The sequence below is a fragment of the Clostridium phoceensis genome (assembly GCF_001244495.1).
GTDB lineage: Bacteria > Bacillota > Clostridia > Oscillospirales > Oscillospiraceae > Lawsonibacter > Lawsonibacter asaccharolyticus.
Genome location: NZ_LN866274.1, coordinates 431,065 through 453,808, shown reverse-complemented (window position 1 = coordinate 453,808; position 22,744 = coordinate 431,065). Strand labels below are relative to the sequence as shown.

25 protein-coding genes are annotated in these 22,744 nt (G+C 60.4%); 12 read left to right on the top strand and 13 right to left on the bottom strand.

Features of this window, described 5'->3' with window-relative positions; genetic code table 11:
* Nucleotides 1–55: 55 nt before the first annotated feature.
* Together BN1969_RS02975 and yfbR are read right to left on the bottom strand one after the other, a co-directional pair.
* A complete protein-coding gene (locus tag BN1969_RS02975) occupies nucleotides 56–325 on the bottom strand; it encodes an ACT domain-containing protein (protein WP_050622929.1) in 270 nt (89 codons plus the stop codon).
* A gap of 95 nt (nucleotides 326–420) precedes the next feature.
* Entirely contained in the window at nucleotides 421–996 is a 576-nt protein-coding gene (yfbR, locus tag BN1969_RS02970; RefSeq protein ID WP_082203480.1) for a 5'-deoxynucleotidase, read from the bottom strand.
* A 186-nt stretch (nucleotides 997–1,182) separates the two neighbouring features.
* On the opposite strand from yfbR, the gene BN1969_RS02965 reads away from it, so the two are divergent.
* From BN1969_RS02965 to BN1969_RS02950, 4 genes are all read left to right on the top strand, one after another.
* Complete coding sequence (locus tag BN1969_RS02965) at nucleotides 1,183–1,794, top strand: TetR/AcrR family transcriptional regulator (protein ID WP_050622928.1); 612 nt, start codon at nucleotides 1,183–1,185, stop codon at nucleotides 1,792–1,794.
* A gap of 222 nt (nucleotides 1,795–2,016) precedes the next feature.
* Nucleotides 2,017–3,552: a sodium/proline symporter gene (locus BN1969_RS02960; protein WP_050622927.1), complete on the top strand. Its 1,536-nt coding sequence runs from the start codon at nucleotides 2,017–2,019 to the stop codon at nucleotides 3,550–3,552.
* 591 nt (nucleotides 3,553–4,143) lie between these two features.
* Nucleotides 4,144–4,578, top strand: a complete 435-nt coding sequence (locus BN1969_RS02955) for a DUF134 domain-containing protein (RefSeq protein ID WP_077138683.1) — start codon at nucleotides 4,144–4,146, stop codon at nucleotides 4,576–4,578.
* Nucleotides 4,554–5,204, top strand: a complete 651-nt coding sequence (locus tag BN1969_RS02950; protein WP_187120363.1) for a NifB/NifX family molybdenum-iron cluster-binding protein — start codon at nucleotides 4,554–4,556, stop codon at nucleotides 5,202–5,204. Before BN1969_RS02955 ends, BN1969_RS02950 begins: the two co-directional genes overlap by 25 nt.
* 63 nt (nucleotides 5,205–5,267) lie before the next feature.
* Here the strand turns inward: BN1969_RS02950 and BN1969_RS02945 are convergent, their stop codons facing one another.
* Entirely contained in the window at nucleotides 5,268–6,209 is a 942-nt protein-coding gene (locus BN1969_RS02945) for a D-2-hydroxyacid dehydrogenase (protein ID WP_050622926.1), read from the bottom strand.
* A gap of 262 nt (nucleotides 6,210–6,471) precedes the next feature.
* Here BN1969_RS02945 and BN1969_RS02940 point away from each other — a divergent pair, with 262 nt between their 5' ends.
* Nucleotides 6,472–7,410 carry a LysR family transcriptional regulator gene (locus tag BN1969_RS02940; RefSeq protein WP_187120325.1) on the top strand — a complete coding sequence of 313 codons (939 nt, stop codon included), beginning with the start codon at nucleotides 6,472–6,474 and terminating at the stop codon, nucleotides 7,408–7,410.
* 188 nt (nucleotides 7,411–7,598) lie between these two features.
* On the opposite strand, the gene BN1969_RS02935 is transcribed toward BN1969_RS02940, so the two are convergent.
* The 10 genes from BN1969_RS02935 to BN1969_RS02885 form a co-directional block, all read right to left on the bottom strand.
* Nucleotides 7,599–8,060: a hypothetical protein gene (locus BN1969_RS02935; protein WP_050622924.1), complete on the bottom strand. Its 462-nt coding sequence runs from the start codon at nucleotides 8,058–8,060 to the stop codon at nucleotides 7,599–7,601.
* Complete coding sequence (locus tag BN1969_RS02930) at nucleotides 8,057–8,389, bottom strand: hypothetical protein (protein WP_050622923.1); 333 nt, start codon at nucleotides 8,387–8,389, stop codon at nucleotides 8,057–8,059. The genes BN1969_RS02935 and BN1969_RS02930 overlap by 4 nt, the downstream gene beginning before the upstream one ends.
* 212 nt (nucleotides 8,390–8,601) lie before the next feature.
* On the bottom strand, nucleotides 8,602–9,090 hold the full coding sequence (locus BN1969_RS02925) for a hypothetical protein (RefSeq protein ID WP_050622922.1): 489 nt from the start codon (nucleotides 9,088–9,090) through the stop codon (nucleotides 8,602–8,604).
* A 212-nt stretch (nucleotides 9,091–9,302) separates the two neighbouring features.
* Nucleotides 9,303–9,824, bottom strand: a complete 522-nt coding sequence (locus BN1969_RS02920) for a hypothetical protein (RefSeq protein ID WP_133248274.1) — start codon at nucleotides 9,822–9,824, stop codon at nucleotides 9,303–9,305.
* Nucleotides 9,821–10,732, bottom strand: a complete 912-nt coding sequence (locus tag BN1969_RS17785; RefSeq protein WP_133248273.1) for a hypothetical protein — start codon at nucleotides 10,730–10,732, stop codon at nucleotides 9,821–9,823. Before BN1969_RS17785 ends, BN1969_RS02920 begins: the two co-directional genes overlap by 4 nt.
* A 73-nt stretch (nucleotides 10,733–10,805) precedes the next feature.
* Nucleotides 10,806–11,249, bottom strand: coding sequence for a carbohydrate binding domain-containing protein (locus tag BN1969_RS02905; RefSeq protein WP_050622918.1), 444 nt, complete (start codon nucleotides 11,247–11,249; stop codon nucleotides 10,806–10,808).
* Nucleotides 11,250–11,338: 89 nt separating this feature from the next.
* Nucleotides 11,339–12,034 carry a DUF4367 domain-containing protein gene (locus BN1969_RS02900; protein WP_050622917.1) on the bottom strand — a complete coding sequence of 232 codons (696 nt, stop codon included), beginning with the start codon at nucleotides 12,032–12,034 and terminating at the stop codon, nucleotides 11,339–11,341.
* Nucleotides 12,031–12,567 (bottom strand): RNA polymerase sigma factor, encoded by a 537-nt coding sequence (locus tag BN1969_RS02895; RefSeq protein WP_050622916.1) that lies wholly within the window; start codon nucleotides 12,565–12,567, stop codon nucleotides 12,031–12,033. The genes BN1969_RS02900 and BN1969_RS02895 overlap by 4 nt, the downstream gene beginning before the upstream one ends.
* A gap of 135 nt (nucleotides 12,568–12,702) precedes the next feature.
* Complete coding sequence (locus BN1969_RS02890) at nucleotides 12,703–13,515, bottom strand: Mrp/NBP35 family ATP-binding protein (RefSeq protein ID WP_050622915.1); 813 nt, start codon at nucleotides 13,513–13,515, stop codon at nucleotides 12,703–12,705.
* 29 nt (nucleotides 13,516–13,544) lie between these two features.
* Nucleotides 13,545–14,252: a helix-turn-helix domain-containing protein gene (locus BN1969_RS02885; protein ID WP_242850270.1), complete on the bottom strand. Its 708-nt coding sequence runs from the start codon at nucleotides 14,250–14,252 to the stop codon at nucleotides 13,545–13,547.
* Between the two features lie 324 nt (nucleotides 14,253–14,576).
* Here BN1969_RS02885 and pta point away from each other — a divergent pair, with 324 nt between their 5' ends.
* From pta to BN1969_RS02845, 7 genes are all read left to right on the top strand, one after another.
* The gene (pta, locus tag BN1969_RS02880; protein WP_336454715.1) at nucleotides 14,577–15,554 is read left to right on the top strand and encodes a phosphate acetyltransferase; all 978 of its coding nucleotides are present in this window, start codon (nucleotides 14,577–14,579) and stop codon (nucleotides 15,552–15,554) included.
* Nucleotides 15,555–17,134: 1,580 nt separating this feature from the next.
* The gene (locus BN1969_RS02870; RefSeq protein ID WP_050622911.1) at nucleotides 17,135–18,034 is read left to right on the top strand and encodes a hypothetical protein; all 900 of its coding nucleotides are present in this window, start codon (nucleotides 17,135–17,137) and stop codon (nucleotides 18,032–18,034) included.
* Nucleotides 18,035–18,036: 2 nt separating this feature from the next.
* On the top strand, nucleotides 18,037–20,007 hold the full coding sequence (gene metG / locus BN1969_RS02865) for a methionine--tRNA ligase (RefSeq protein WP_050622910.1): 1,971 nt from the start codon (nucleotides 18,037–18,039) through the stop codon (nucleotides 20,005–20,007).
* 169 nt (nucleotides 20,008–20,176) lie between these two features.
* Complete coding sequence (locus BN1969_RS02860; protein WP_050622909.1) at nucleotides 20,177–20,371, top strand: DUF4177 domain-containing protein; 195 nt, start codon at nucleotides 20,177–20,179, stop codon at nucleotides 20,369–20,371.
* Nucleotides 20,372–20,374: 3 nt separating this feature from the next.
* Nucleotides 20,375–20,743 (top strand): fluoride efflux transporter CrcB, encoded by a 369-nt coding sequence (gene crcB, locus BN1969_RS02855; RefSeq protein WP_050622908.1) that lies wholly within the window; start codon nucleotides 20,375–20,377, stop codon nucleotides 20,741–20,743.
* Between the two features lie 153 nt (nucleotides 20,744–20,896).
* Complete coding sequence (locus BN1969_RS02850; RefSeq protein ID WP_050622907.1) at nucleotides 20,897–21,331, top strand: MarR family winged helix-turn-helix transcriptional regulator; 435 nt, start codon at nucleotides 20,897–20,899, stop codon at nucleotides 21,329–21,331.
* A 1-nt stretch (nucleotide 21,332) separates the two neighbouring features.
* Nucleotides 21,333–22,706 carry an MATE family efflux transporter gene (locus tag BN1969_RS02845; RefSeq protein ID WP_050622906.1) on the top strand — a complete coding sequence of 458 codons (1,374 nt, stop codon included), beginning with the start codon at nucleotides 21,333–21,335 and terminating at the stop codon, nucleotides 22,704–22,706.
* The last annotated feature ends 38 nt before the right edge of the window (nucleotides 22,707–22,744 follow it).

Genomic DNA, 22,744 nt, shown 5'->3' with positions numbered 1-22,744 from the left:
GGTGTGGCCCCGCGGGGATCGCGCTGGGCGGCCGGTCCGCGGCGGTCCTCCGCCCTCAGATTCGGTGCATGGCGTTGAAGATGTCCTCCCGCTGGATGCGGATGGACAGCCCCTGTTCCCTGCCCGCCTGCTCCAGCAGGTCGGACATCTCGCCGATGGAGGCGGTGCAGGCGGAGAGATCCACCAGCATGACCATGGTGAAGTATTCCTGGAGTACGGTCTGGCTGATGTCCAGGATGTTGATGCTGTGCTGGGCCAGCAGGGCGCAGACGGCGGCAGTGATGCCCACCTTGTCCCGGCCGATGACAGTGACGATGGCCTTCATAGAAGACTTCCTTTCCACAGTAAATTTTGAGGAATGCGGAGAGACGGGGGAGGAGAAAGCCGCTGCGCGGCGGGGCCGGAGGCAGGCGCTGCTCCTCAGCTCAGCTCGTCCAGAGTGAGCTCAAAGCCGGGGAGGAACTCCTCCATAAAGCAGCGCAGGGCGGGCAGCGGGTTCTGAAGGAGCGCGGCGTAGGTCTGCTCCTTGGCCTTGCGGAACTCGGTGTTCCCCGCCTTCAGCTCCTCCAGGCACTTGAGGTAGGCGGAGAGCTTGTCCGCCGCCTTTACCAGGTCCCGCACATGGGGGTCCGGGATGGTGATGGCCTCGTCATAGGCGGGGCGCAGGTCGGGGGGCAGCATGGACAGCAGCTTCTGCTCCGCTACGGCCTCTACCGCCTTGTAGGCGGTCTGGATGTCCGGGTTGTCGTACTTGATGGGGGTGGGCATATCGCCGGTAAGGATCTCACTGGCGTCGTGATACAGGGCCGCCACCGCCACCACGCCCGGGTCGGTCTGCCCGCTGAAGCGCTCGTTCTCAATGACGGCCAGGGCATGGGCCAGCACTGCCACCATGTGGGAGTGCTCCTGGACGTTCTCAGGGTCGGTGTTGCGCATCAGGCCCCAGCGGCTGATGTAGCGCATCCGGGCGATCATGGGGAAGAAATGATAGGGCACGGGGCGCCCCTCCCTCTGTTGAGATAAAAGTTATTTTATCATAGCCCGCCCCGGATGTAAACTGTTAAAAGGGGAGGCGGGGCGGCAGTTGACGGATGGGCGGGAATCGGAGATAATAGATCAAAGGCTCAGGGTCTGCCGCTTCCGGGGCGGAGGGGGCCAGGGGCCGGAAAGGGGAGAGCCGCGATGGCAAAGAAAAATTCCCGCAATACCAAGGGGCGCATCATCCAGGCGGCATGGCAGCTGTTTTACCAGCAGGGCTATGACGATACAACGGTGGAGGAGATCATCGAGGCATCCGGCACCTCCCGGGGCTCCTTTTACCACTATTTCGAGGGCAAGGACGCCCTGCTCTCCTCTGTCTCATTCCTGTTCGATGAGAAGTATGAGGAGCTGATGGCCTGCATGGACCCGGAAAAGGACCGGTTCGAGGTGCTGATGGAGCTGAACCGGGAGCTGTTTGCCATGATCGAAAACTCCATCTCCCTGGACCTGCTGGCCCGGCTGTACTCCTCCCAGCTGGTCACCCGGGGGGACAAGCATCTGCTGGACCACAACCGCACATATTACAAGCTGCTGCGGCAGATCGTCCTTCAGGGGCAGCAGCGGGGAGAGCTGAGGGGAGATGTGACGGTAAATGAGATGGTGCGGGTCTACGCCCTGTGCGAGCGGGCCCTCATCTACGACTGGTGCCTGTCCGGGGGGGACTACTCCCTGCTCCAGTACGGCAGGATCATGATGCCCATGTTTTTGGGAGGATTTCGGACAAGTCAAAAGAATTTTGTACAAAATATCTAAAGGATGATTTTAGAAAGTGTACGGCTGAAATCCCGCAGTATAAAAGAGAAAAATGGGAAATAGAGAGAACACAGTATAGAATTTATTCTATACTGTGTTCTGTATTTTGTTCTTAAGATCTCCATGCTATAATAAAAAAACGCCGTGCGCTGCCGGCGGCCGTCCTGCTCCTGCTTTGTGTGTGGGGGAGCCGGAGGGTAACAGAATATGAGGAGAGATACTATGACCATTTCGCAGATCTGCATCTGCCTGGCCATCGCGGTCTATCTGATCGCCATGCTGGGCGTAGGCGTCTGGTTCTCCAAACGCAACAACTCCGTAGACGACTTCTATCTGGGGGGACGGAAGCTGGGCCCCTTCGTCACCGCCATGAGTGCGGAGGCCAGCGACATGTCCTCCTGGCTGCTGATGGGGCTGCCCGGCGTGGCCTACCTCTCCGGCCTGGCGGAGGCCAGCTGGACCGCCATCGGACTGGCTGTGGGCACCTATCTGAACTGGCTCATCGTGGCGCGGCGCATCCGCCGCTACTCCCACCAGATCGACGCCATCACGGTGCCCCAATTCTTCTCCAAGCGCTGGGGGGATGAGCGAAACCTGCTCTCCGCCATCGCCGCCGTGGTCATCATGATCTTTTTCGTGCCCTATCTGGCCTCCGGCTTCTCCGCCTGCGGAAAGCTGTTCGCCTCCCTGTTCGGCATCAACTATGTTTCCGCCATGCTCATCAGCGCCGCTGTCATCGTCATCTACACGGTCATGGGCGGGTTCCTGGCGGCCAGCTTTACCGACCTGGTCCAGTCCATTATCATGACGGTGGCCCTGGTGGTGGTGCTGGGCTTCGGCGTGGCGCAGGCTGGCGGCATGGAGGCGGTGATGGACAACGCCCGCTCTCTGGCGGGCTACCTGTCCCTGGTCAACATCCACGACCCGGCCACCGGGGGCTCTGCCCCGTACAGCCTGCTCACCATCTGCTCCCTGCTGGCCTGGGGCCTGGGCTACTTCGGCATGCCCCACATCCTGCTGCGCTTCATGGCGATTGAAGAGGAGAAAAAGCTGGCCCTCTCCCGGCGGGTGGCCACTACCTGGGTAGTCATCTCCATGGGCGTGGCGGTGTTTATCGGTGTGGTAGGCAACGGCATGACAAAAGCGGGGGCCATGGAGCAGCTGTCCGACGCGGAGACAATCATCGTACAGATCGCCAACCTGATCAGCTGCTACGGTGTTCCAGCCGCTCTGCTGGCCGGCGTGATCTTGGCGGGTATCCTGGCCGCCACCATGTCCACTGCCGACTCCCAGCTGCTGGCCGCCTCCTCCTCTGTCTCCCAGAACCTGGCGGTAGAGTTCTTCCACCTGAAGATCAGCGGAAAGAAGAGCGTGCTGGTGGCCCGGAGCACCATGGTGGTCATCTCCCTGATCGCAGCATTCCTGGCCCGAGACCCGGACAGCTCTGTCTTCCGGGTGGTCTCATTCGCCTGGGCGGGCTTCGGCGCCGCCTTCGGGCCGGTGGTGCTCTTTGCCCTGTTTTGGAAGCGGTCCAACAAGTGGGGGGCACTGGCAGGGATGGTCACCGGCGGCGTGATGGTCTTCGTGTGGAAGTATCTGGTGGCTCCTATGGGCGGCGCGCTGGCCATCTATGAGCTGCTGCCCGCTTTTCTGTGCGCCTGCGTGGCCATCGTGATGGTCAGCCTGCTGACCCCCGCCCCGGAGCAGAGCATCCTAGAGGCTTTTGAGTGCTTTAAGTCCAAGCAAAAGCAGAAATAACGATAGAGGAAAAAGCCTCGCAGAGTTCGCGCCCGCAGGCGCGAATCCAGTTGTGATCTGTTTTCGCCGGCGGCATGTGCGTCGGGGAAAACACTTCTCAGGCTGCAAGTGTGGGGTTTGTCCGCTTGCGGCGGACCAATCCCGCGCGCGGCAGGCTGCTGCTTTCTCAAAAAAGTGGCAAAGCCGCTTTTTCGACAGTCTCAGGAAAAAAGGGCCTTTGGCCCTTTTTCTTTTTGTCCCAGCGCGGGTCTTAGAGGAGTTTTTTGGAAAAAGTAAGAGCGGATCGCCCTGGAGTGGGGAAGGACATCCGGCAGCTGAACCCAGGAAGGAATGTGTCTGGGAAGAGAGCCCTGGAGACTGCCCTTGTAAGAGAGAGCGTCGGACCCGCTGGGCCCTGCGGGGGGCGGACTGTAGGACCGGCTCGCCGAGTTGCAGCGCCTGGCCTGGAATGCATAGACCGTCTTACTTGCCCAGTCATGACACGTGCCCCTCTGCCCCAAACATGCCGCGGTACAAAAGCTTCAGTCAAAATATTATTGACATATGACGAAAATGGAGCTATACTAAAGGGGAAAGAGAGGGGGCGGTCCCATGGCGCGGCCGGTAAAGCGGAGAAGGGTATGCGGGCTGCCTCCTGTGGGGGCGTTCCGGCCTGAAGGAGGGCCAGGCGGCCCAGTGATCGAGGTGACAGTGGACGAATATGAGGCGGTGCGGCTCATCGACCTGCTGGGGCTGACTCAGGAGGAGTGTGCTGCCCAGATGAATGTGGCCCGGACCACGGTGCAGGCCATCTACGACTCTGCCCGGGAGAAGCTGGCCTGCATGCTGGCGGAGGGCAGGCCCCTGACGGTCCAGGGGGGCACTTACGACCTGTGCGGTCAGGCGGAGCACTGCTGCGGACGGCGCTGCCGCCACCGGGGCGGGGGAGGGGGCCGGTGCGAAAACGGCCGCCTGACCTGCCGGGAGGAGGGCCGCNCTCTGCCCGGGAGAAGCTGGCCTGCATGCTGGCGGAGGGCAGGCCCCTGACGGTCCAGGGGGGCACTTACGCCCTGTGCGGTCAGGCGGAGCACTGCTGCGGACGGCGCTGCCGCCACCGGGGCGGGGGAGGGGGCCGGTGCGAAAACGGCCGCCTGACCTGCCGGGAGGAGGGCCGCTGCCCGGGACGGTCTGGAGTGGAACAGAACAGGATGAAACAGGAGGGACAGAACATGAAAATAGCAGTGACATATGAGAATGGACAGGTCTTTCAGCATTTTGGGCACACGGAGCGATTCAAGATCTATGAGGTGGAAGACGGAGCGGTGACTGCCAGCCAGGTGGTGGACACCGCCGGCAGCGGCCACGGGGCGCTGGCTGGATTCCTGCGTGAGCGGGGCGTCCAGACGCTGATCTGCGGCGGCATCGGCGGCGGGGCCAGAACAGCCCTGGCCCAGGCGGAGATCCAGCTCTATCCCGGCGTATCGGGGGCGGCGGACCAGGCGGTGGCCGACCTGCTGGCAGGCCGATTGGCCTATGACCCGGATACAGTGTGCAGCCACCACCACGAGGGGGACGGAGCCCATCAGTGCGGCGGCCACGGAGAGGGGGAGGGCCACTCCTGCGGCCATTCCCACGGGGCTGGCGGCCAGGGCTGCGCCGGACATCAGGGATAAAAACGTCCCGGCATCCAATCAGGATGCCGGGACGTTTTTTACTTACAGTTTGCCAGATGGAGCTCAGCCCAGATTCAGGGCTTCCTTCACCTTGGCGATGATGTGGGCACCGATGTCGCGGGAGGCGTCGGTGCTCTGGGCGCCCAGGTGGGGGGAGACCAGGAAGTTCTCGCACTCGAACAGGGGGGAGTCAAAGCCGGCACCCTCGGTCAGGCCGCCGCCGGCCAGCTCGTTCTCCATAACGTCGGAGGCATAGCCGCCGATCTTGCCGGCCTTCAGGGCCTCGTACATGTCCTGCTCATTGACGATGCCGCCCCGGGCCATGTTGAGGACCACGGCGTCATCCTTCATCTCGGCCAGAGACTTGGCGTTGAACAGATCCTTGGTCTCGGGGGTGAGGGGCATGTGGATGGTGACGAAGTCGGAGACCTTCAGCAGCTCGTCGATGCCCATGCTGGTGGCCTGCTGCTCCTCGAACACGTGGGCGGGCAGGTAGGGGTCATAGGCCACGATGTTCATCTTGAAGGCACGGCCCAGTTCGCCAACGCGCTGGCCGATGCGGCCGAAGCCCAGGATGCCCAGGGTCTTGCCCCGCAGCTCGCGGCCCACGAATTTATACTTGTCCCAGGTCTTGTTCACCTTCACGTCGTAGTTGGCGGGGATGGTGTGGCGGGACAGATCCAGCATCTTGGAGAAGGTCAGCTCGGCCACGGCGTTGGCGTTCAGGCCGGGAGCGTTGAAGACCTGCACGCCCTTTGCCTTGCAGGCGTCCATGTCCACGTGGTTCAGGCCCACGGAGCACACGCCGATGACCTTCAGGTTGGCGGCGGCGTCAATGATCTCCTTGGTGATCTTGGGGTCCACGCGCATGATGAGCACATCGTAGTCCGGGATGAGCTTGACCAGCTCCTCCTGGGTGGGGAGCATGTGGGTGTCCACCTGCATATACTTGCCCAGCTCCTCGGCGATGGCACTGTGGACGGCATCAATGATCAGACATTTCATGGGAAATCTTCCTTTCTTCTTCATATTGGGGCTCTTTGGCGACTCAGGTCGGAAGATGCCCGTTTCCGCCCGGCATTGGTAAAATAGGCAGAAAATCTTCCAGTTATCATGATTATAGCATGACAGACTAAACAGGGACATCACATTTTTCCTGAGGGTTGCCACAGTCGTTCAACTGTGATAGAATACTTGCAGGAAGAGAATGGAACAGAGGGGCGCCCGGAACCGAAGGGCGGAAGGAGCGGCTTTTGGAGGTAGACACGTGAATTTTTTACATCTGAAGTATTTCCTCATGGTGGCGGAGGAGCTGAACATCACCCGGGCTGCCGAGCGGCTGTATATCTCCCAGCAGTCGTTGAGCAACCACATCAGCAACATGGAGCGGGAGCTGAATGTGAAGCTGTTCACCCGCTCCCCCAAGCTGGCGCTGACCTATGCCGGAGACCTGCTGGTGGACACGGCCACCCAGATCCTGGATCTGCACAGCCAGTACCTCAACAAGGTGGGGGATATCAACCGGCACTATATGGGGGTGCTGCGGGTGGGGATCTCCTACACCTGCGGCTTGGCGGTGCTGCCTGAGATCCTGCCCCAGTTCCGCAGAGAATTCCCCATGGTGGAGTTCTCCATGTTCGAAGGCAACTCCTCCGAGCTGGAGGACGAGCTGGCCCACGGCCGGGTGGATCTGGTCATCGCCTTCCACCCCATCATGCTGGAGGGGGTGGAGACCGTCCCCCTGACAGAGGACCGGCTCATCATGGTGGTGCCCAAGGTCTTCACCGACCAGGTGTTCGGTCCCCGGGCGGAGGAGATGCGGGCCCAGTACGCCCAGGGGGCGGATATCACCGCCTTCCGGCAGATGCCCTTCATCCTGCTCAAGCGGGGCAACCGGGTGCGGGGCATCGTAGACCAGTACCTGAGCCGGTGCTACTTCAAGCCCAAGATCATCCTGGAGACGGAGAACACGGTCACCACCCTGGCTATGGCCCGGGAGGGGATGGGCATCGTCATCTGTCCCCAGCTGTTCCTGCGGACCATCCACCTGCCGGGGGTCAAGCCCGCCCCGGAGGATGTAGACCTGTTCCCCCTGGCCGACCCCTCCACCCTGAGCCGGCTGGTGGTGGGCTACCGCCGGGACCGGTATCTGTCCCACTTCGCTGAGCGCTTCATCCTCATCGCCCAGGACGTGCTGAGAAAATAAGCGGCGTATTCCTGGCAGACAGCCGATCCTTCCCTGTAATGGAGATGACCAGAGGCCCCAGTCCGTACTGCACACGGGCTGGGGCCTCTGGTTTCAGATCCGTTCATTCCAATGGGAGACTGTGGGCACAGATATCCAGGAGCGGCGCGATTCGCCTGGCAGAATATCACCGGCTCCCGGCGGGGCAGTCATTCCCGGGCCTCTAAATATGCGTCATAGGTGTTCAGGCGAATGATGGTGGAGATCTTCAGCACCTCCTCTGATGTGGGGGGGCCGGTGAGCCCATTCAGATAGGCGGTGATCTTCTGCATCTCCCTGGGTGGGATGGCGGTAAAGGCGATCTCATTTTCCAGCTCCACCAGCACTTCGCCCAGCTGGCCCCATGTGGGCTGCTGCGCGTGCTGAGCCGTCTCGTCAAAGCGGGCGATGGCGTCGATGGTCATGTAGTCATAAGTTCCCCGCTTCAGATGGGTAGCCAGCCGGTCTGCCGCCCCCAGACAGTCCCACCCGTTTTGAGCGGCGATGTCCTCCAGGCGGGTGTCGGCCCTCTGATACCACTGAAAGAGGGAGAGGAAGAGGAGAAGGAGCAGGAGAAAGACCGCCGCCAGCGCGGTGCGGACCTGCCGGGGGGTAATGTGTGTTCCCTTCATCTCTTCATGCTCCAAAAGCCACGCTTGGCCAGAGAAATTTCGGTCATCAGTTCGGAGAACCGATAGGAGGGACCGAGGTGGTGGTTGGCGGTGTGGGTGATGGCCTCCCGGGTGCTCTCGTCGATGCGGTCCACTTGGATGTCCCAGAGCTCCTCGACCAGGGCAATCTCCTTGGGGTAGCGGGCCAGGAGGTCAGCCTGCACCTCCGGGCTCAGGTCCCAGCGGTCCTGGTCCGCCTCTGCCAGTTGGACAGCCAGAAAGACGCCTGTGGTCAGGGAGAGGACCAGCAGGGGCAGAAGGATGCGTTTTCTCAAATGAGTACGGGCCATAAGAAGCTCCTTTCGCTGTTCAGAACGATCTGGCACGGGGGCGGAGAATGAGCGAAGAGATGCTCCGCCGGCGGCCTTTATGAGCTCTTCCCCTTGTGCTTGTCGTAAATGAGGTGAGCGCAGAGGATGACCGGGACGGCCAGCAGGATCAGGTTTTGACGCCCGTCGGGAGCGGGAGCATGGGGGCGGTGCGGGGCACAGGGGGCCGCCGTTCAGTCCTGCCGCTCCAGCGCCCCGGCCAGACAGTCCAAGACCTCCGCCGTGTCCTCCGGCTCCAGCACCGGGTCATTCTGATAGGAATAGTCGTTCAGAAAAGCGGCCAGGGTCTCCCGCTCCTGAGGGGTGAGCTGCTGAAAGGATTCCGGGCTTTGGACAAACTGACTCAGCTCGGAAAAGACCTCCAGCCAGGCGTCATCCGCTCCGAACCCGGAACTCTGAAAATAATATCCACAAGACGCAATGGTCCGCAGCTGTTCGGCCTCCCAGATCATGGAGTCATGATAGTCCGGGGAGGAGAGATTGCCGGCCAGAAAGTCCTTCGTGCTGGTGAACTCCATCTCCAGATGGTGGTCCAGCTGGGCCAGCTCGCTCTGGAGGACATGATTTTCGTGGCGTTCCCCGTTCAGCAGGAAGAAAAAGTACAGGAGAGCAATAAGAGGAGCGTATTTTTTGGCCTTTTCTCTCACCTTTGCCCAGCGCATAAGATACAACTCCCTTTATTTCTCATGGTTAGGTCCTGGACAGCCTGCCCCGCGTCTGCCAGCCGGACAGTTTGTACTTGTCGTGAATGAAGTGGACGCAGAGGATGACTGGGAGGAGGAAGGAGCCGGCCAGCAGCATCCGGCGGTATAGGTGCGGCCCCGTCCCGCCGGATGCCTCCAGGTCCAGGGTGATAGCTCAGAAGGTCTTGCTATTATGTATCCCAGACAACGCCGTCGATGAGGGTGATATAGAGATTGCTGAGAATAGGAAGCGGCTCATTGGAGACGGTGGAAGGGACCTCCTCCTCCGCCATCATAATCAAGATACTGGCATCCTGGGAGACGCCCCGCCACTCAAACCCACCCCATTCAAAGGAAAAAGGAGGTTCTTCGCCGCCGCTCAGGCTCCGATAGGAGAACCCGCACTGCTTCAGCTGGTTGATGTAGCTGATGACGTCTGGGATACTGGCGCCCCGAATATAGATATTCCAGCAGGGCGCATCCTGATAGACGCCGGTGCCATCCGCATAGTGCTCTCTGTACTGGGTATAGACCACCTGACCGCTGCGGAAATACCCCATCTCCTTGGGAAATTTTTCATCCTGGGGCCAAACATAGGCCTCCCCATCCTGAACCCCAAAGGGAGATAAGACACCCCCCAGACAGAAGGAGCACAGGAACAACAATACCAGGAGCATAGACCGAAGGAAAGGCTTCCTATCTAACTTTTTCATTGAGGTTCTTCAGTCCCGTCATTGTAATAGATACAGTGCTCTTCTCCACGAGGACCGACATCAGATCCAAGTATTGTGGTAGAGGCAGAGATGCTGGCAACACCGTAAGAGAATGAAACACTGATATCAACTCCACCTTGATCCGAGGAAAAATATGCTCCTTGAGCACGAAGTGCTTCAAAATAATTTCCACTTATTACGGGTGTAACAGAGTAAGAGACATTACCTCTTTTAGCCCATATACGGGAATCGCCTTCATCATTGATTTTATATTTATCATAGTAGCATACGATATAATTTTGACGGACAGTAGTTGAAGGCGTTTCGTATTTATAATATGTTCCATCTTCATTATAATAATAAACAGATGAGTTTTGTGCAACCTTTTTTGTTTCAATGGATTGGCTATTTTCATTAATTCCAACCATGGTTAAGGCATATCCAGCGGTATCTTCTCCGGCAGGAATTTTGTCCCACTCCCAGCTGTAAACACATGTGTATTGTGTTGATGTATGCTTTGTACAACGAAGGTCGCTGCTCAAGCTTGCAGATGCACGCATGGCTGCTACATCAAAAGAAACACTACCAGACAGATAAGCTTTCATAAGTGAGACTTCTTCACTGCTGTAACCGTTGTTCATGAGCATGTCGGCCGGAAGTTCACATAACTTTTTGAAAGCCCGTTCATAGGCCGCAAGAGGATCTTCTCCGCTTTGTCCAGAACGTTGAAATTGTAGAGATTCTTGGACTGCAATTTCGTATTCAGACATGGTGTTTATAGTTGTAGTGTTCTGATTTTTGTTTTCATAAATAGAGGAAATACTATTAAAAGAAGCAAAAGAGTTTATAGAAAATAAAGAAATCAGGGCTGTGGCACACAAAAATAACGATAAGAGTCTTTTCTTCATCGTGATTCCTTCCTTTCAATATGAAATTTTAATCGTAAGTTGGAAAATAGCGAAAAAGTAGTGTTGTCAAATGTTACGCTGTCTGGATTTCAGAGTAGATGGTTGCGGTTTCTGAGTCACTGCCGGCCCAGACAGTGACCACCGCCTTGACCCGGTAGGTCTCGCCGGGGGTCACAGACACCGTCTCAGAGACAGATGCCCGGGTCCCGTCCTGGCGGTCGGTCCAGGAGTCCACCAGTATCCAGGCGAAGGAGCCGGATTTTTGCTGGAGCTCCACCCGCACCTCACATTCGGTGGAACGCCCGGTCTGTCCACTCACCCAGCCTTCGATAAATGCGGTCCTGTCGGAGATCATCAGGTCACATCCTTGGTTTTTGATATAGAGGGAATAAGGAACGATTTCTTCAAAAACGGGCGTGTCCTGGGGCGGCTGGGCGGCAGAGGCGGCGGGAGTGGTCACCAGGGTCAGGCACAGGGCCATCCCCGCCGCCAGCCAGCGCATGGGTTTCTTGCGCATAAAAATCACCTCCCTTCATCGGTCCTACTAATATACCGACGAAAGGAGGCGATTCCGGACAAGGAAATCAAAATTTTTTTGAAAAATTTTTAAGAAATGGGTTCCAGACCCAATGCGACCTGTTTCAGCTCTTCCATAGGAATGGTCCCGGACAACAAATAGTAGCAGTTGTCTTCGGTCCAAAAAATAGTATGATCCAGATTTTTTGAAATTGCCATGGCTTCTGAGTTATGGATTTTGAAGTACTCAACCTCTGCGTCCTCAGTGTCTACTCCCAGAATACTGGATGCATTGGCGCCCACTACGATGTGGGTTACTTCCAACATATTTCCAGCGTTGTCCTCGAAACAAATATAGTGCCTGATTCTGCTGGACTGCCGTACAGTCTCCTCCATCCCCTGCGGGAGGTAGGTAAGAACAAAATCTCCGGCTGTCCGATCTGTTTCGCCCTCGGCGGAGAAACGGAAGTTGGTGATCTCCTCATAGACCTGGACCAGCACCTCCAGCACCTGGGCCCGGAAGGCCTGGGAGGTGACCATCAGGCCGGAGAAGCCCACCGCCAGAAAGACCAGCGCCACCGCCGCCGCCCGCCGCACCTGGGCCAGGGCACGGACCCGCCGGGGGGAGCGCCCCATCCGGCGGATCAGGCGGTCCATCCGGCGCTGAAAGGCGGGGGAGGGCTGGGCCTGGGGCAGCTCCCCGTCCCCGGGCAGGGAGGAGAGCCACAGGTCCCGGGCCATGGGCGCGGCCTGGCTGAGCAGCCGGTCCAGCTCCTGATCAGTCATACCTCCACCCCCAATCCCTCAAGAGCCTCCCGCAGCCGGGCCTTGGCCCGGGACACGGTGCGCTCCACGGCGGACACGGTCATGTCCAGCACCCGGGCGATCTCCCGGTTGTCCAGTCCCCGGTCATATTTCAGCAGCAGCACCGTCCGCTGACGGGCGGGGAGCCGGGCCATGGCCTGGGCCGTCAGCTCCCGGAGGGAGGACGCCTCCTCCGGGGGGCGGCCGGCCTGCGCCGGGGCCCAGTCCTCCAGGGGCTCCGCCCCCTGCCGCCGCCGGCGGCGGTACAGATCCAGTGCCTTGCCCTCTACTATCATACCGACCAGGGCCTTCGTTTCCGGACAGACCGGGTCATGAATTTTTTCGATGATTTCCGTGATGCGGAGCAGGGCCTCCTGCACCGCGTCCTCCGCGTCCTGCTGACTGCCCAGGATGCGCAGGGCCAGATAGAACATCAGGTCCCGATATTCCCAGTAGAGGAGGGCGAACTTGTTGCGGCCCTCCTCTGTGGGGATCATCGCCAGGTAGACCAGCATGGACTCGCCCCCTCTCCCTCTGTCCAGTGTAACACAGGCGGGGGGAAATGTCACCCCCGGGCGGCCCCGGAGGGAACAGAAACAGGGGGCGGCAGCGGTCAGGCTGCCGCCCCCTGTGGGCGTGCAGGACAGGGGTCAGCGGTCCAGCTGGGCGGCCACTTCCTCCAGGTAATTGCGCTCCGCCCCCTCCACCTTTCCGGCGTCGCAGGCGGCGGCCAGGGCGGGGTCAATGGGCAGGCGGGCCAGGATGGGCAGGCCCAGCTCCCGGGCCACCTCCTCCAGGCGGCTCTCCCCGAAGATGGCGTGACGGGCACCGCAGTCGGGGCACTGATACCAGCTGTAATTTTCAATGAGGCCCAGCACCGGGATGGACATCATCTCCGCCATGTGCACCGCCTTGGAGACGATCATGGACACCAGATCCTGGGGGGAGGTGACCACGATGATGCCGTCCACCGGCAGGGACTGGAACACGGTGAGGGGCACGTCCCCCGTTCCAGGGGGCATGTCCACGAACATATAGTCCACCTCGCCCCACACCACGTCGGACCAGAACTGCTTGACCACGTTGGCGATGACCGGGCCACGCCAGACCACGGGGTCGGTCTCGTTGGCGGTGAGCAGGTTCAGGGACATGAGCTTGATGCCGGAGGGGGTGACGGCGGGGTCGATGCCCGCGTCGGTGCCGGTGGCCCGCTGGTGGACTCCGAAAGCCATGGGGATGGAGGGGCCGGTGATGTCGGCGTCCAGCACGGCCACCTTCCGGCCCCGGCGGGCCATGGCTACGGCCAGGGAGGAGGTGACGGTGCTCTTGCCCACGCCCCCCTTGCCGCTGACCACGGCGATCACCTTCTTGATGCTGGACAGGGCGTTGGCAGGGACGCGCAGGTCCCGCTCGCTGCAGCTCTCGCCGCAGGTAGAGCAGTCATGGGTGCAGTTTTCAGGCATGATCGATTCTCTCCTTCATATGGTTGGGATCACTTGCCGTCCTGACGGCCGGCAAAGGTCTTGTTGATGCGCTCGCCGGTGGTGTGGACCAGCTGGAACATGGACTGGTAGAGCACCGGGTAGTCCCGGGCCAGGATGTCGTGGCTCAGCTCGGGCATGCGGCTCTTGTCCTTGCCCTGGCCGGCCAGGGCCTCGCACAGCTCCACTTCGCTGCACGCCATGTCAGCCTCGGGCAGGCCGGCGGCGAACTGCCGGGCCGGGACGGAGAAAAAGTCCGGGTTGTTGGACGGGTTGGCCTGATACAGGCGGCGGAACACCTTATAGACAGCGGTGGACAGGTAGTTGGAGGCGGCGCGGATGGCCTCCCGGCTGCCGGTCTTGCCCAGCAGGTCGAAGAGCATGCCCACCGAGTTCACCAGCAGCTTTTTGGACAGCAGGGCCAGTACGCTGCCCCTCATGGAGTTGTCCTTCTCATCGCTCAGGTCATAGAGCTCCTCCGGGGCAATGGTGGTGCCGTCCCGGGTGAGGGTGCGGCCCAGGAGAAAGTCGGCGGAGACCCCATAATAGTCACAGGCCCGGACCACGAAGGCCAGGCCGGGCTCCCGGATGCCGTTCTCATAGTGGGACAGCAGGGCCTGGGAGATGCCCAGGGCACCCGCTGCGGTGCGCTGGCTGACCCCCCGCTCCTGCCGCAGCAGGGAGAGGGTGCGGGAAAATTCTGCGTTCAAATTTCTCACCTCGAGGGGCGGCCCGCAGGCCGCCGTTTCTGGATCTCATCTCGATCTGCAATACATACAGTATAGTATAACGGAAGCATTACGCCACGTAAAGAGAAAAATGAAAATTTTCGCGGAAATTTGACATGGGTGGACAACGGCCGCCAAAACAGGGCTGTTATTCCCGGAAGGAGCGGGGAAAACTGAAAAAAGAGGTCCCACAGGAATTTTATGCGCTTCTGCAGCGGATAAGCCTTGAAATTTCTGGCTGAAAATGCTACCATAAGGGACAGAAAAGCGGCCTTACGGCCACGAATCGAAAAGTTGGAGGGATCACCCATGCACATGTTTCAGAATCTGATCGACAAACTGAAGGCTCATCCCCGCAAGATCGTCTTTACCGAGGGCACCGACCCCCGCATCCTGGAGGCATCCGCCCGGTTGCTGTCCGGGACCTTCCTGACCCCCGTGCTGGTGGGCAACGAGGAGGAGGTCCAGGCCGCCGCCGAGAAGGCCGGCTTCAATATCCGCGGCGCCATCATCATTGACCCGGAGAACTATGACGGCATGGACGCCATGGTGGAGAAGATGGTGGAGCTGCGCAAGGGCAAGATGACCGCCGATGAGTGCCGGGCCGCCCTGAAGAAGGGCAACTACTTTGGCACCATGCTGGTGAAGATGGGCGTGGCCGACGCCCTGCTGGGCGGCGCCACCTACTCCACCGCCGACACCGTCCGCCCCGCCCTGCAGCTGGTCAAGACCAAGCCGGGCAACAAGATCGTCTCCTCCTGCTTTATCCTGGTCCGCGCCTCCGCCACCGGCGACAACGATGTGCTGGCCATGGGTGACTGCGCCATCAACATCAAGCCCGAGGAGGACGAGCTGGTGGAGATCGCCGTGGAGACCGCCAAGTGTGCCAAGATCTTCGGCATCGCCCCCAAGGTGGCTTTCCTGAGCTACTCCACCAAGGGCTCCGGCAAGGGGGAAGATGTGGACAAGATGCGCAACGCCTGCGAGAAGGCCAAGGCACTCATGCCCGATATCCCCGTGGACGGCGAGATGCAGTTTGACGCCGCCGTGTCCCCCACCGTGGGCCAGCTGAAGTTCCCCGGCTCCCCCGTGGCCGGCTACGCCAACACCTTCATCTTCCCTGACATCAACGCGGGCAACATCGGCTACAAGATCGCCCAGCGTCTGGGCGGCTTTGAGGCCTATGGCCCCATCCTGCTGGGCCTGAATGCCCCCATCAACGACCTCAGCCGCGGCTGCAACGCCCAGGAGGTCTACTCCATGGCCATCATCACCGCCGCTCTGGCGGAGTAAACGGCCAGACGACCACAGACTGCGACGGCGGGCCCCGGTGGGGCCCGTCGTTTTACAGAGCGGGGGCCATGGAGTAGACCTGGGGCCCCATCGAAGATGGGGACGGCGCTTGCGCCGTACAAGCGTTTTGCCGGAGGCAAAACCTTGGCGGAGGGGCGGCTGGGCCGCCCCGAGCAATGAGATCCCGAAGGGAACCCGCAAAATGGAAACATTTTGTGGGGCTACTCCATGGCCATCATCACCGCCGCTCTGGCGGAGTAAACGGCCAGACGACCACAGACTGCGCCGGCGGGCCCCAGTGGGGCCCGTCGTTTTACAGAGCGGGGGCCATGGAGTAGACCTGGGGCCCCATCGAAGATGGGGACGGCGCTTGCGCCGTACAAGCGTTTTGCCGGAGGCAAAACCTTGGCGGAGGGGCGGCTGGGCCGCCCCGAGCAATGAGATCCCGAAGGGAACCCGCAAAATGGAAACATTTTGTGGGCCTGCTCCATGGCCATCATCACCGCCGCTCTGGCGGAGTAAACGGCCAGACGACCACAGACTGCGCCGGCGGGCCCCAATAGGGCCCGCCGTTTTGCGTCTTGTGAGGGGACAGGGAAGAAACGGCAGGCACATGGGAGATGCGGTTTTATAAAATCGTTTCGGGGGCCTGTACCGCTTTTTAAGATGCCCACCTTGAAAGGACTGGGAAAAAAACGGCGGATTTTTTCCCTCTGTGTTGCATTTTCTCTGCGGGTAAGGTATGATAATAAAAGCGCATTCTCCCAGTTTTAGGAGTGTTGTCATGAGAAAAGATATCGCTTTGCCCGTGCTGGCCCTGGCGGGGGGCGGCGNTGGGGCCCGTCGTTTTACAGAGCGGGGGCCATGGAGTAGACCTGGGGCCCCATCGAAGATGGGGACGGCGCTTGCGCCGTACAAGCGTTTTGCCGGAGGCAAAACCTTGGCGGAGGGGCGGCTGGGCCGCCCCGAGCAATGAGATCCCGAAGGGAACCCGCAAAATGGAAACATTTTGTGGGTCTACTCCATGGCCATCATCACCGCCGCTCTGGCGGAGTAAACGGCCAGACGACCACAGACTGCGACGGCGGGCCCCGTTGGGGCCCGTCGTTTTACAGAGCGGGGGCCATGGAGTAGACCTGGGGCCCCATCGAAGATGGGGACGGCGCTTGCGCCGTACAAGCGTTTTGCCGGAGGCAAAACCTTGGCGGAGGGGCGGCTGGGCCGCCCCGAGCAATGAGATCCCGAAGGGAACCCGCAAAATGGAAACATTTTGTGGGCCTGCTCCATGGCCATCATCACCGCCGCTCTGGCGGAGTAAACGGCCAGACGACCACAGACTGCGCCGGCGGGCCCCAATAGGGCCCGCCGTTTTGCGTCTTGTGAGGGGACAGGGAAGAAACGGCAGGCACATGGGAGATGCGGTTTTATAAAATCGTTTCGGGGGCCTGTACCGCTTTTTAAGATGCCCACCTTGAAAGGACTGGGAAAAAAACGGCGGATTTTTTCCCTCTGTGTTGCATTTTCTCTGCGGGTAAGGTATGATAATAAAAGCGCATTCTCCCAGTTTTAGGAGTGTTGTCATGAGAAAAGATATCGCTTTGCCCGTGCTGGCCCTGGCGGGGGGCGGCGCCTGCCTCGCCCTGCGCCGCTGGCAGCTGGCCGCCGCGCTGGACCCAGAGACCGAACTGTTCCGCTCCGTCCCGGCCACGCCGGTGCTGATCGGTGTGCTGGCCCTGCTGGCGCTGCTGTTCCTGGTCCTGATCCAGGGGGGAGGGAAGCCGGAGGACTATCCCGCAGCCTTCCGCTGTCCCAGCTCCCTGTATATGACCCTGGTGACGGCGGGGAGCCTGCTCCTGCTGGCCGCCGCGGCGCTGGGAACCCTGGGCTTTTTCCGGGCGTTTCAGCTGTGGCGGGACGGACTGGGCCAGGGACTGCCCGTGATGGAGCTGCTGGCTGCCGTATTGTGCATCCCCTCCGCTGCGGCGCTGATGATCCTGGGGCGGGGCCATTACCGGGGAGGCCTGCCCGCCTGTTATCCCGGCCTGACCACCCTGCCCGGCTACGCCGCCCTGCCCTGGCTGGTGGGGATCTATCAGGAGTACTCCCGGGACCCGGTGGTGCTGCGGTTCGCAGATATGATCCTGGCGGTGGTGTGTGCGGTGCTGGCGCTGTACTTCGCCGCCTCCTTCGCTTTCCGCCACCCCAGGCCCAGGCTGTGCCTGTTTTTTTCCCTGATGGGGATCGTTCTGAACCTGGAGGCGCTGGCCAACGGACAGTCCCTCTTCTTTACCGCGCTGACCGCTGCTGCGGTGCTGGTCCTGCTGGCCCAGAGCTGGGCGCTGCTGCGCACCTGTTTCGGCCCGGCTTGGCCGGAGTGCCTGCTGGAGGATCGAATGCCCAGCGGGGCATTGGAACGGGCAGAAGGGGACAATGCCCCGGGAGGAGCCGGGGTCGAGAATCATCATCGGGAGGACGACTGAATATGGAACGCAAGAGATTTTATATCACCACCCCTATCTACTATCCCAGCGACAAGCTGCACATCGGCCACACCTACTGCACCGTGGCCACCGACGCTATGGCCCGGTATAAGCGTCTCACCGGCTGTGAGGTCATGTTCCTGACGGGCACCGACGAGCACGGCCAGAAGATCGAGGACAAGGCCAAGGAGGCCGGCGTCACCCCCAAGGAGTATGTGGACCGCATCGTGGAGGGGGAGCGGGGCGTGCTGGATCTGTGGAAGCTGATGAACATCAGCAACGACCGGTTCATCCGCACCACCGATGACTACCACGTGTCCGCCATCCAGAAGATATTTAAGAAGATGTATGAGAAGGGGGACATCTACAAGGGCAAGTATGTAGGGAAATACTGCAAGCCCTGCGAGTCCTTCTGGACCGAGAGCCAGCTGGTGGACGGCAAGTGCCCTGACTGCGGCCGGGATGTGGTGGACGCGGAGGAGGAGGCCTACTTCTTCCGCCTGTCCAAGTACGCCGACCGGGTACAGCACCTGCTGGAGGACACCGACTTTTTGGAGCCCCGCAGCCGGGTGAATGAGATGGTGAACAACTTCATCAAGCCCGGCCTGGAGGACCTGTGCGTCAGCCGCACCTCCTTCACCTGGGGCGTGCCGGTGGACTTTGACCCGGGCCACGTGGTCTATGTATGGGTGGACGCCCTGTTCAACTACACCACCGCCCTGGGCTTCCTCAACGACCGGTATGACGACTATGAGAAGTTCTGGCCCGCGGACGTCCACTTTGTGGGCAAGGAGATCGTCCGGTTCCACTCCATCATCTGGCCCGCCATGCTGATGAGCATGGAGATGCCCCTGCCCAAGAAGGTGTTCGGCCACGGCTGGCTGCTGCTGGACGGAGGAAAGATGTCCAAGTCCAAGGGCAACGTGGTAGATCCCTATATCCTGGCGGAGAAGTTCGGAGTGGATGCCCTGCGCTTCTTCCTGATGCGCACCTTCCCCTTCGGCTCTGACGGCAACTTCTCCAACGAGCTGCTGATCCAGACCATCAACACGGACCTGGCCAACGACCTGGGCAATCTCCTCTCACGCACCGTGTCCATGGTGGGCAAGTATTTCGGCGGCACCCTGCCTGAGGAGCAGGCGGCGGACGAGGAGAAGGATGGGGAGCTGGTGGAGCTGATCTCCTCCCTGCGCACCAGGTATGAAGAGCAGATGGAGCACTACGCCTTCCAGAACGCCCTGGCGGAGATCTTCAAGGTGATCGGCCGGGCCAACAAGTATATCGACGAGAACACCCCCTGGACCCTGGCCAAGGACATGGAGGCCAACGGAGCCCGGCTGGCCCGGGTGATGTACAACCTGCTGGAGGTGCTGCGGGTCTCCGCTATCCTGCTCACCCCCTTTATCCCCCAGTCTGCTGCCGAGGTGCTCCGGCAGATCGGCGCCTGCGAGACCTGCTCTACCTGGGAGAGCGCCGCCGGCTATGGGGCCCTTTCTCACACTGTCACTGTCTCCCGGGGCGAGAACCTGTTCCCCCGCATCGATGCAGAAAAGGCCCTGTCCGAGCTGGAGGAGGCTGCGGCGGCGGCCAAGAAGGCAGCTCTGCCCGATTTGGAGGTGGAGCCTCAGCTCACAGAGAAGGTGGATTTTGACACCTTTTGCAAGAGCGATTTCCGGGCCGTTAAAGTCAAGGCCTGCGAAACAGTGAAGAAGTCCAACAAGCTGCTGCGCTTCACCCTGGACGACGGCACCGGCACCGACCGGCAGATCCTCTCCGGCATCGCGATGTGGTACAAGCCCGAGGAACTGGTGGGCAAGACCCTGGTCGCCATCGTCAACCTGCCCCCCCGGAAGATGATGGGACTGGAGTCCAACGGTATGCTGATCTCCGCCGTCCACACCGAGAAGGGCGAGGAGCAGCTCAACCTGCTGATGATCGACGACAAGATCCCCGCTGGGGCCAAGATGTGCTGAACGGGGCTGTGGGACAGATCGAAAAAGATCTGCGTCATTTTAATGGGGCGGGCCGTTGGCCCGCCCCATTTTTGTGCTATACTGAAAGCAGACGCCGGGGGGAGAAACTGGCTCCGGCCCGCCTCCGGGTACCGGAACGGGAAAGCATCTTGAGAGGGGAAGGCTGAACATGTACAGATATGAATATGTGACCTATCGCACCGGGGGCGGCTTCTGGATGGACAACAGCGCCTGTGAGCACCGGGAGATCATAGACGAGTACGCGGCCAAGGGTTGGCGTTACGTGGGATATCTGCCCACCATGTTTTCCGGGGAGGGCGGCACCAAGGAAGTGGACCTGATCTTTGAACGGGAGGAGCCCTGAGCCATGTGGTCCAACTGTTTGTTCGTGGCCCTGGGGGGCGGCCTGGGCGCCGTGGGGAGGTATCTGCTCAGCCTGATTGCCGCCCCATGGTCCTTTCCGGTGATGACCCTGCTCACCAATTTTCTGGGGGCGGTGGTCATCGGCGCCGTGGCCCAGGCGGCGGGACAGCTGCCCATGTCCAAAAGTGCAGTTCTGTTTTTGAAGACCGGACTTTGCGGTGGTTTTACCACCTTTTCCACTTTTTCACTGGAGACGGTGGAGCTGCTGGAGCAGGGGAGATGGGCCGCCGGGGGCGGGTACATCCTGGCCAGCGTGGGTCTGTGCCTGGCGGGGGTGCTGCTGGGGCGGGCCCTGGTGTGGAAGATCCTTTGAGGATGGAGACCCGCATCTGAGGGCGGCTCCTCTATCCAAATGAGGGCTGCCGTGGGGAGAAAATCGTGCGGACGGGGTTGACAGAGAAAGGATCTTCTGCTATATTAGTTAAGCAAATTTATATAAATTCGCTTAATGAAATGAGGGGATCGGATGGACCTGCGGGATAGCCTGAACCGGTATTACTACGATGTAACGGTCAGTGATCTGAGGCAGATCAGCCGCACCGGCGGCGGAGAGCTGTCTTATAATAGCATCATGTATCTGGATGTGATCTCCTACCAGCGGGCCCAGGGGGAGTGTACGGTGAGCACCCTGGCCAATACCCTGCACATCACAAAGTCGGCGGTGACCATCAAGGTCAACGAGCTGGAGCGGCTGGGGATGGTGACCAAGACCCGCAGCGAGACCGACCGGAGGGTGATCCAGTTGGACGTATCCCCGCAGATGACACAGTCGCTCCGAGCCTATGAGGGCCCGTTTGAGCGGGCGATCCGACTGGTGGAAAGGAGCTTCACACCGGAACAGATCGCGGTGTTCTGTTCCATTTTGAATACGTTTACTTCGGAATATATAAAGGATTTTTAAAATGACACAGCATGAAAAATTATTTGAGAGCCTTCCGCCCACCCGGCTGTTTTTCCGGTGCGCCTTGCCCAGCATGATAAGCATGGCGATGCTCTCCCTGTACACAGTGGCGGACGGCATCTTTGTGGGGCGCTATGTGGGCCCCAACGCTCTGGCGGCGGTCAATCTGGTGATGCCGCTGATCATGATGAGTTTCGCACTGGTGGACCTGGTGGCGGTGGGGTCCTCCGTTCAGATCTCTATCCGCCTTGGGGAAAAAAATGAGAGGGCGGCCAACCGGATCTTCAGCTTCTGCACCGGGCTGATTGTGGCGCTGTCCTGCGTCATCGGGCTGGGCGGCTTTTTCCTGGCCGGGCCGATGGTGTCCCTGATGGGGGCGGAGGCGGAGGTCACCGCCATGGGGGCGGAGTATATGCAGGTATATGCCGTATTCGCGCCCGTCATTATGGTATTCTTTGCGGTGGACAACTATCTGCGCATCTGCGGCCGGGTGCGGTACAGCATGATACTCAATGTGGTTACAGCACTGTTGAACATCGTGCTGGATTTTCTATTTTTGGTAGTTTTCCGCTGGGGGGTGGCCGCGGCAGCGGCGGCCTCCTGTCTGAGCATTGCCCTGGGTACAGTGCTGGGCTTCCTGCCCTTTGTGATGGGCCGTCTCCCTCTGCGTTTTGTTCGGGGGACCATCTCTGCCCGTCAGCTGGGGAATATTTTGGCCAATGGCAGCTCGGAGTTCTTTTCCAGTATTGCGGGATCTGTAATGATGGTCATTCTCAACAGCGTACTGCTGAGGCTGTCCGGGTCTATGGCGGTGGCGGCTTTCTCTATCGTGATGTATGTGGACAGCATCGTGGGCTCTCTGCTGTTTGGTATGGCAGATTCCATTCAGCCCGCCATCAGCTACAACTACGGCGCCCGGCGCCGGGACAGGATGCTGGCCCTGGAAAAGAGGGTGCTTTTGACAGGCGCGGCGGTGTCGCTGGCGGCTTTGCTGTGGATGCAGCTGGGGGGACAGTATGTCATCCCTCTCTTTATCCAGGGGGATGACCCTGCCCTGCTGGAGATGAGCTTGCGGGCCATGAGGCTGTTCTCCCTGTCTTATCTGCTGGGCTGGGCAGGGACCTGTCTGAGCTCCTTCTTCACCGCATTGAACCGGCCGGGACGCTCCCTGATCCTGGCCTTCAGCAAGACGCTGGTCTTTCCGCTGGCCTGTCTGGCGGTGCTGCCAGCCGCGCTGGGGCTGGACGGCGTGTGGCTGACGGCGCCGGCGGCCGGAGTGCTGACCGCCGCTCTGGCAGTCTGGTTTTTGATCGCAGTGCTGCGGCAGGAGAGAGCCCAGGACCGGCAGGAGGGGGAGGGTACACCCCAGGCGTGAGACCCGGTCCCATCATCAGAAAAAACAGGTCCTGCGCT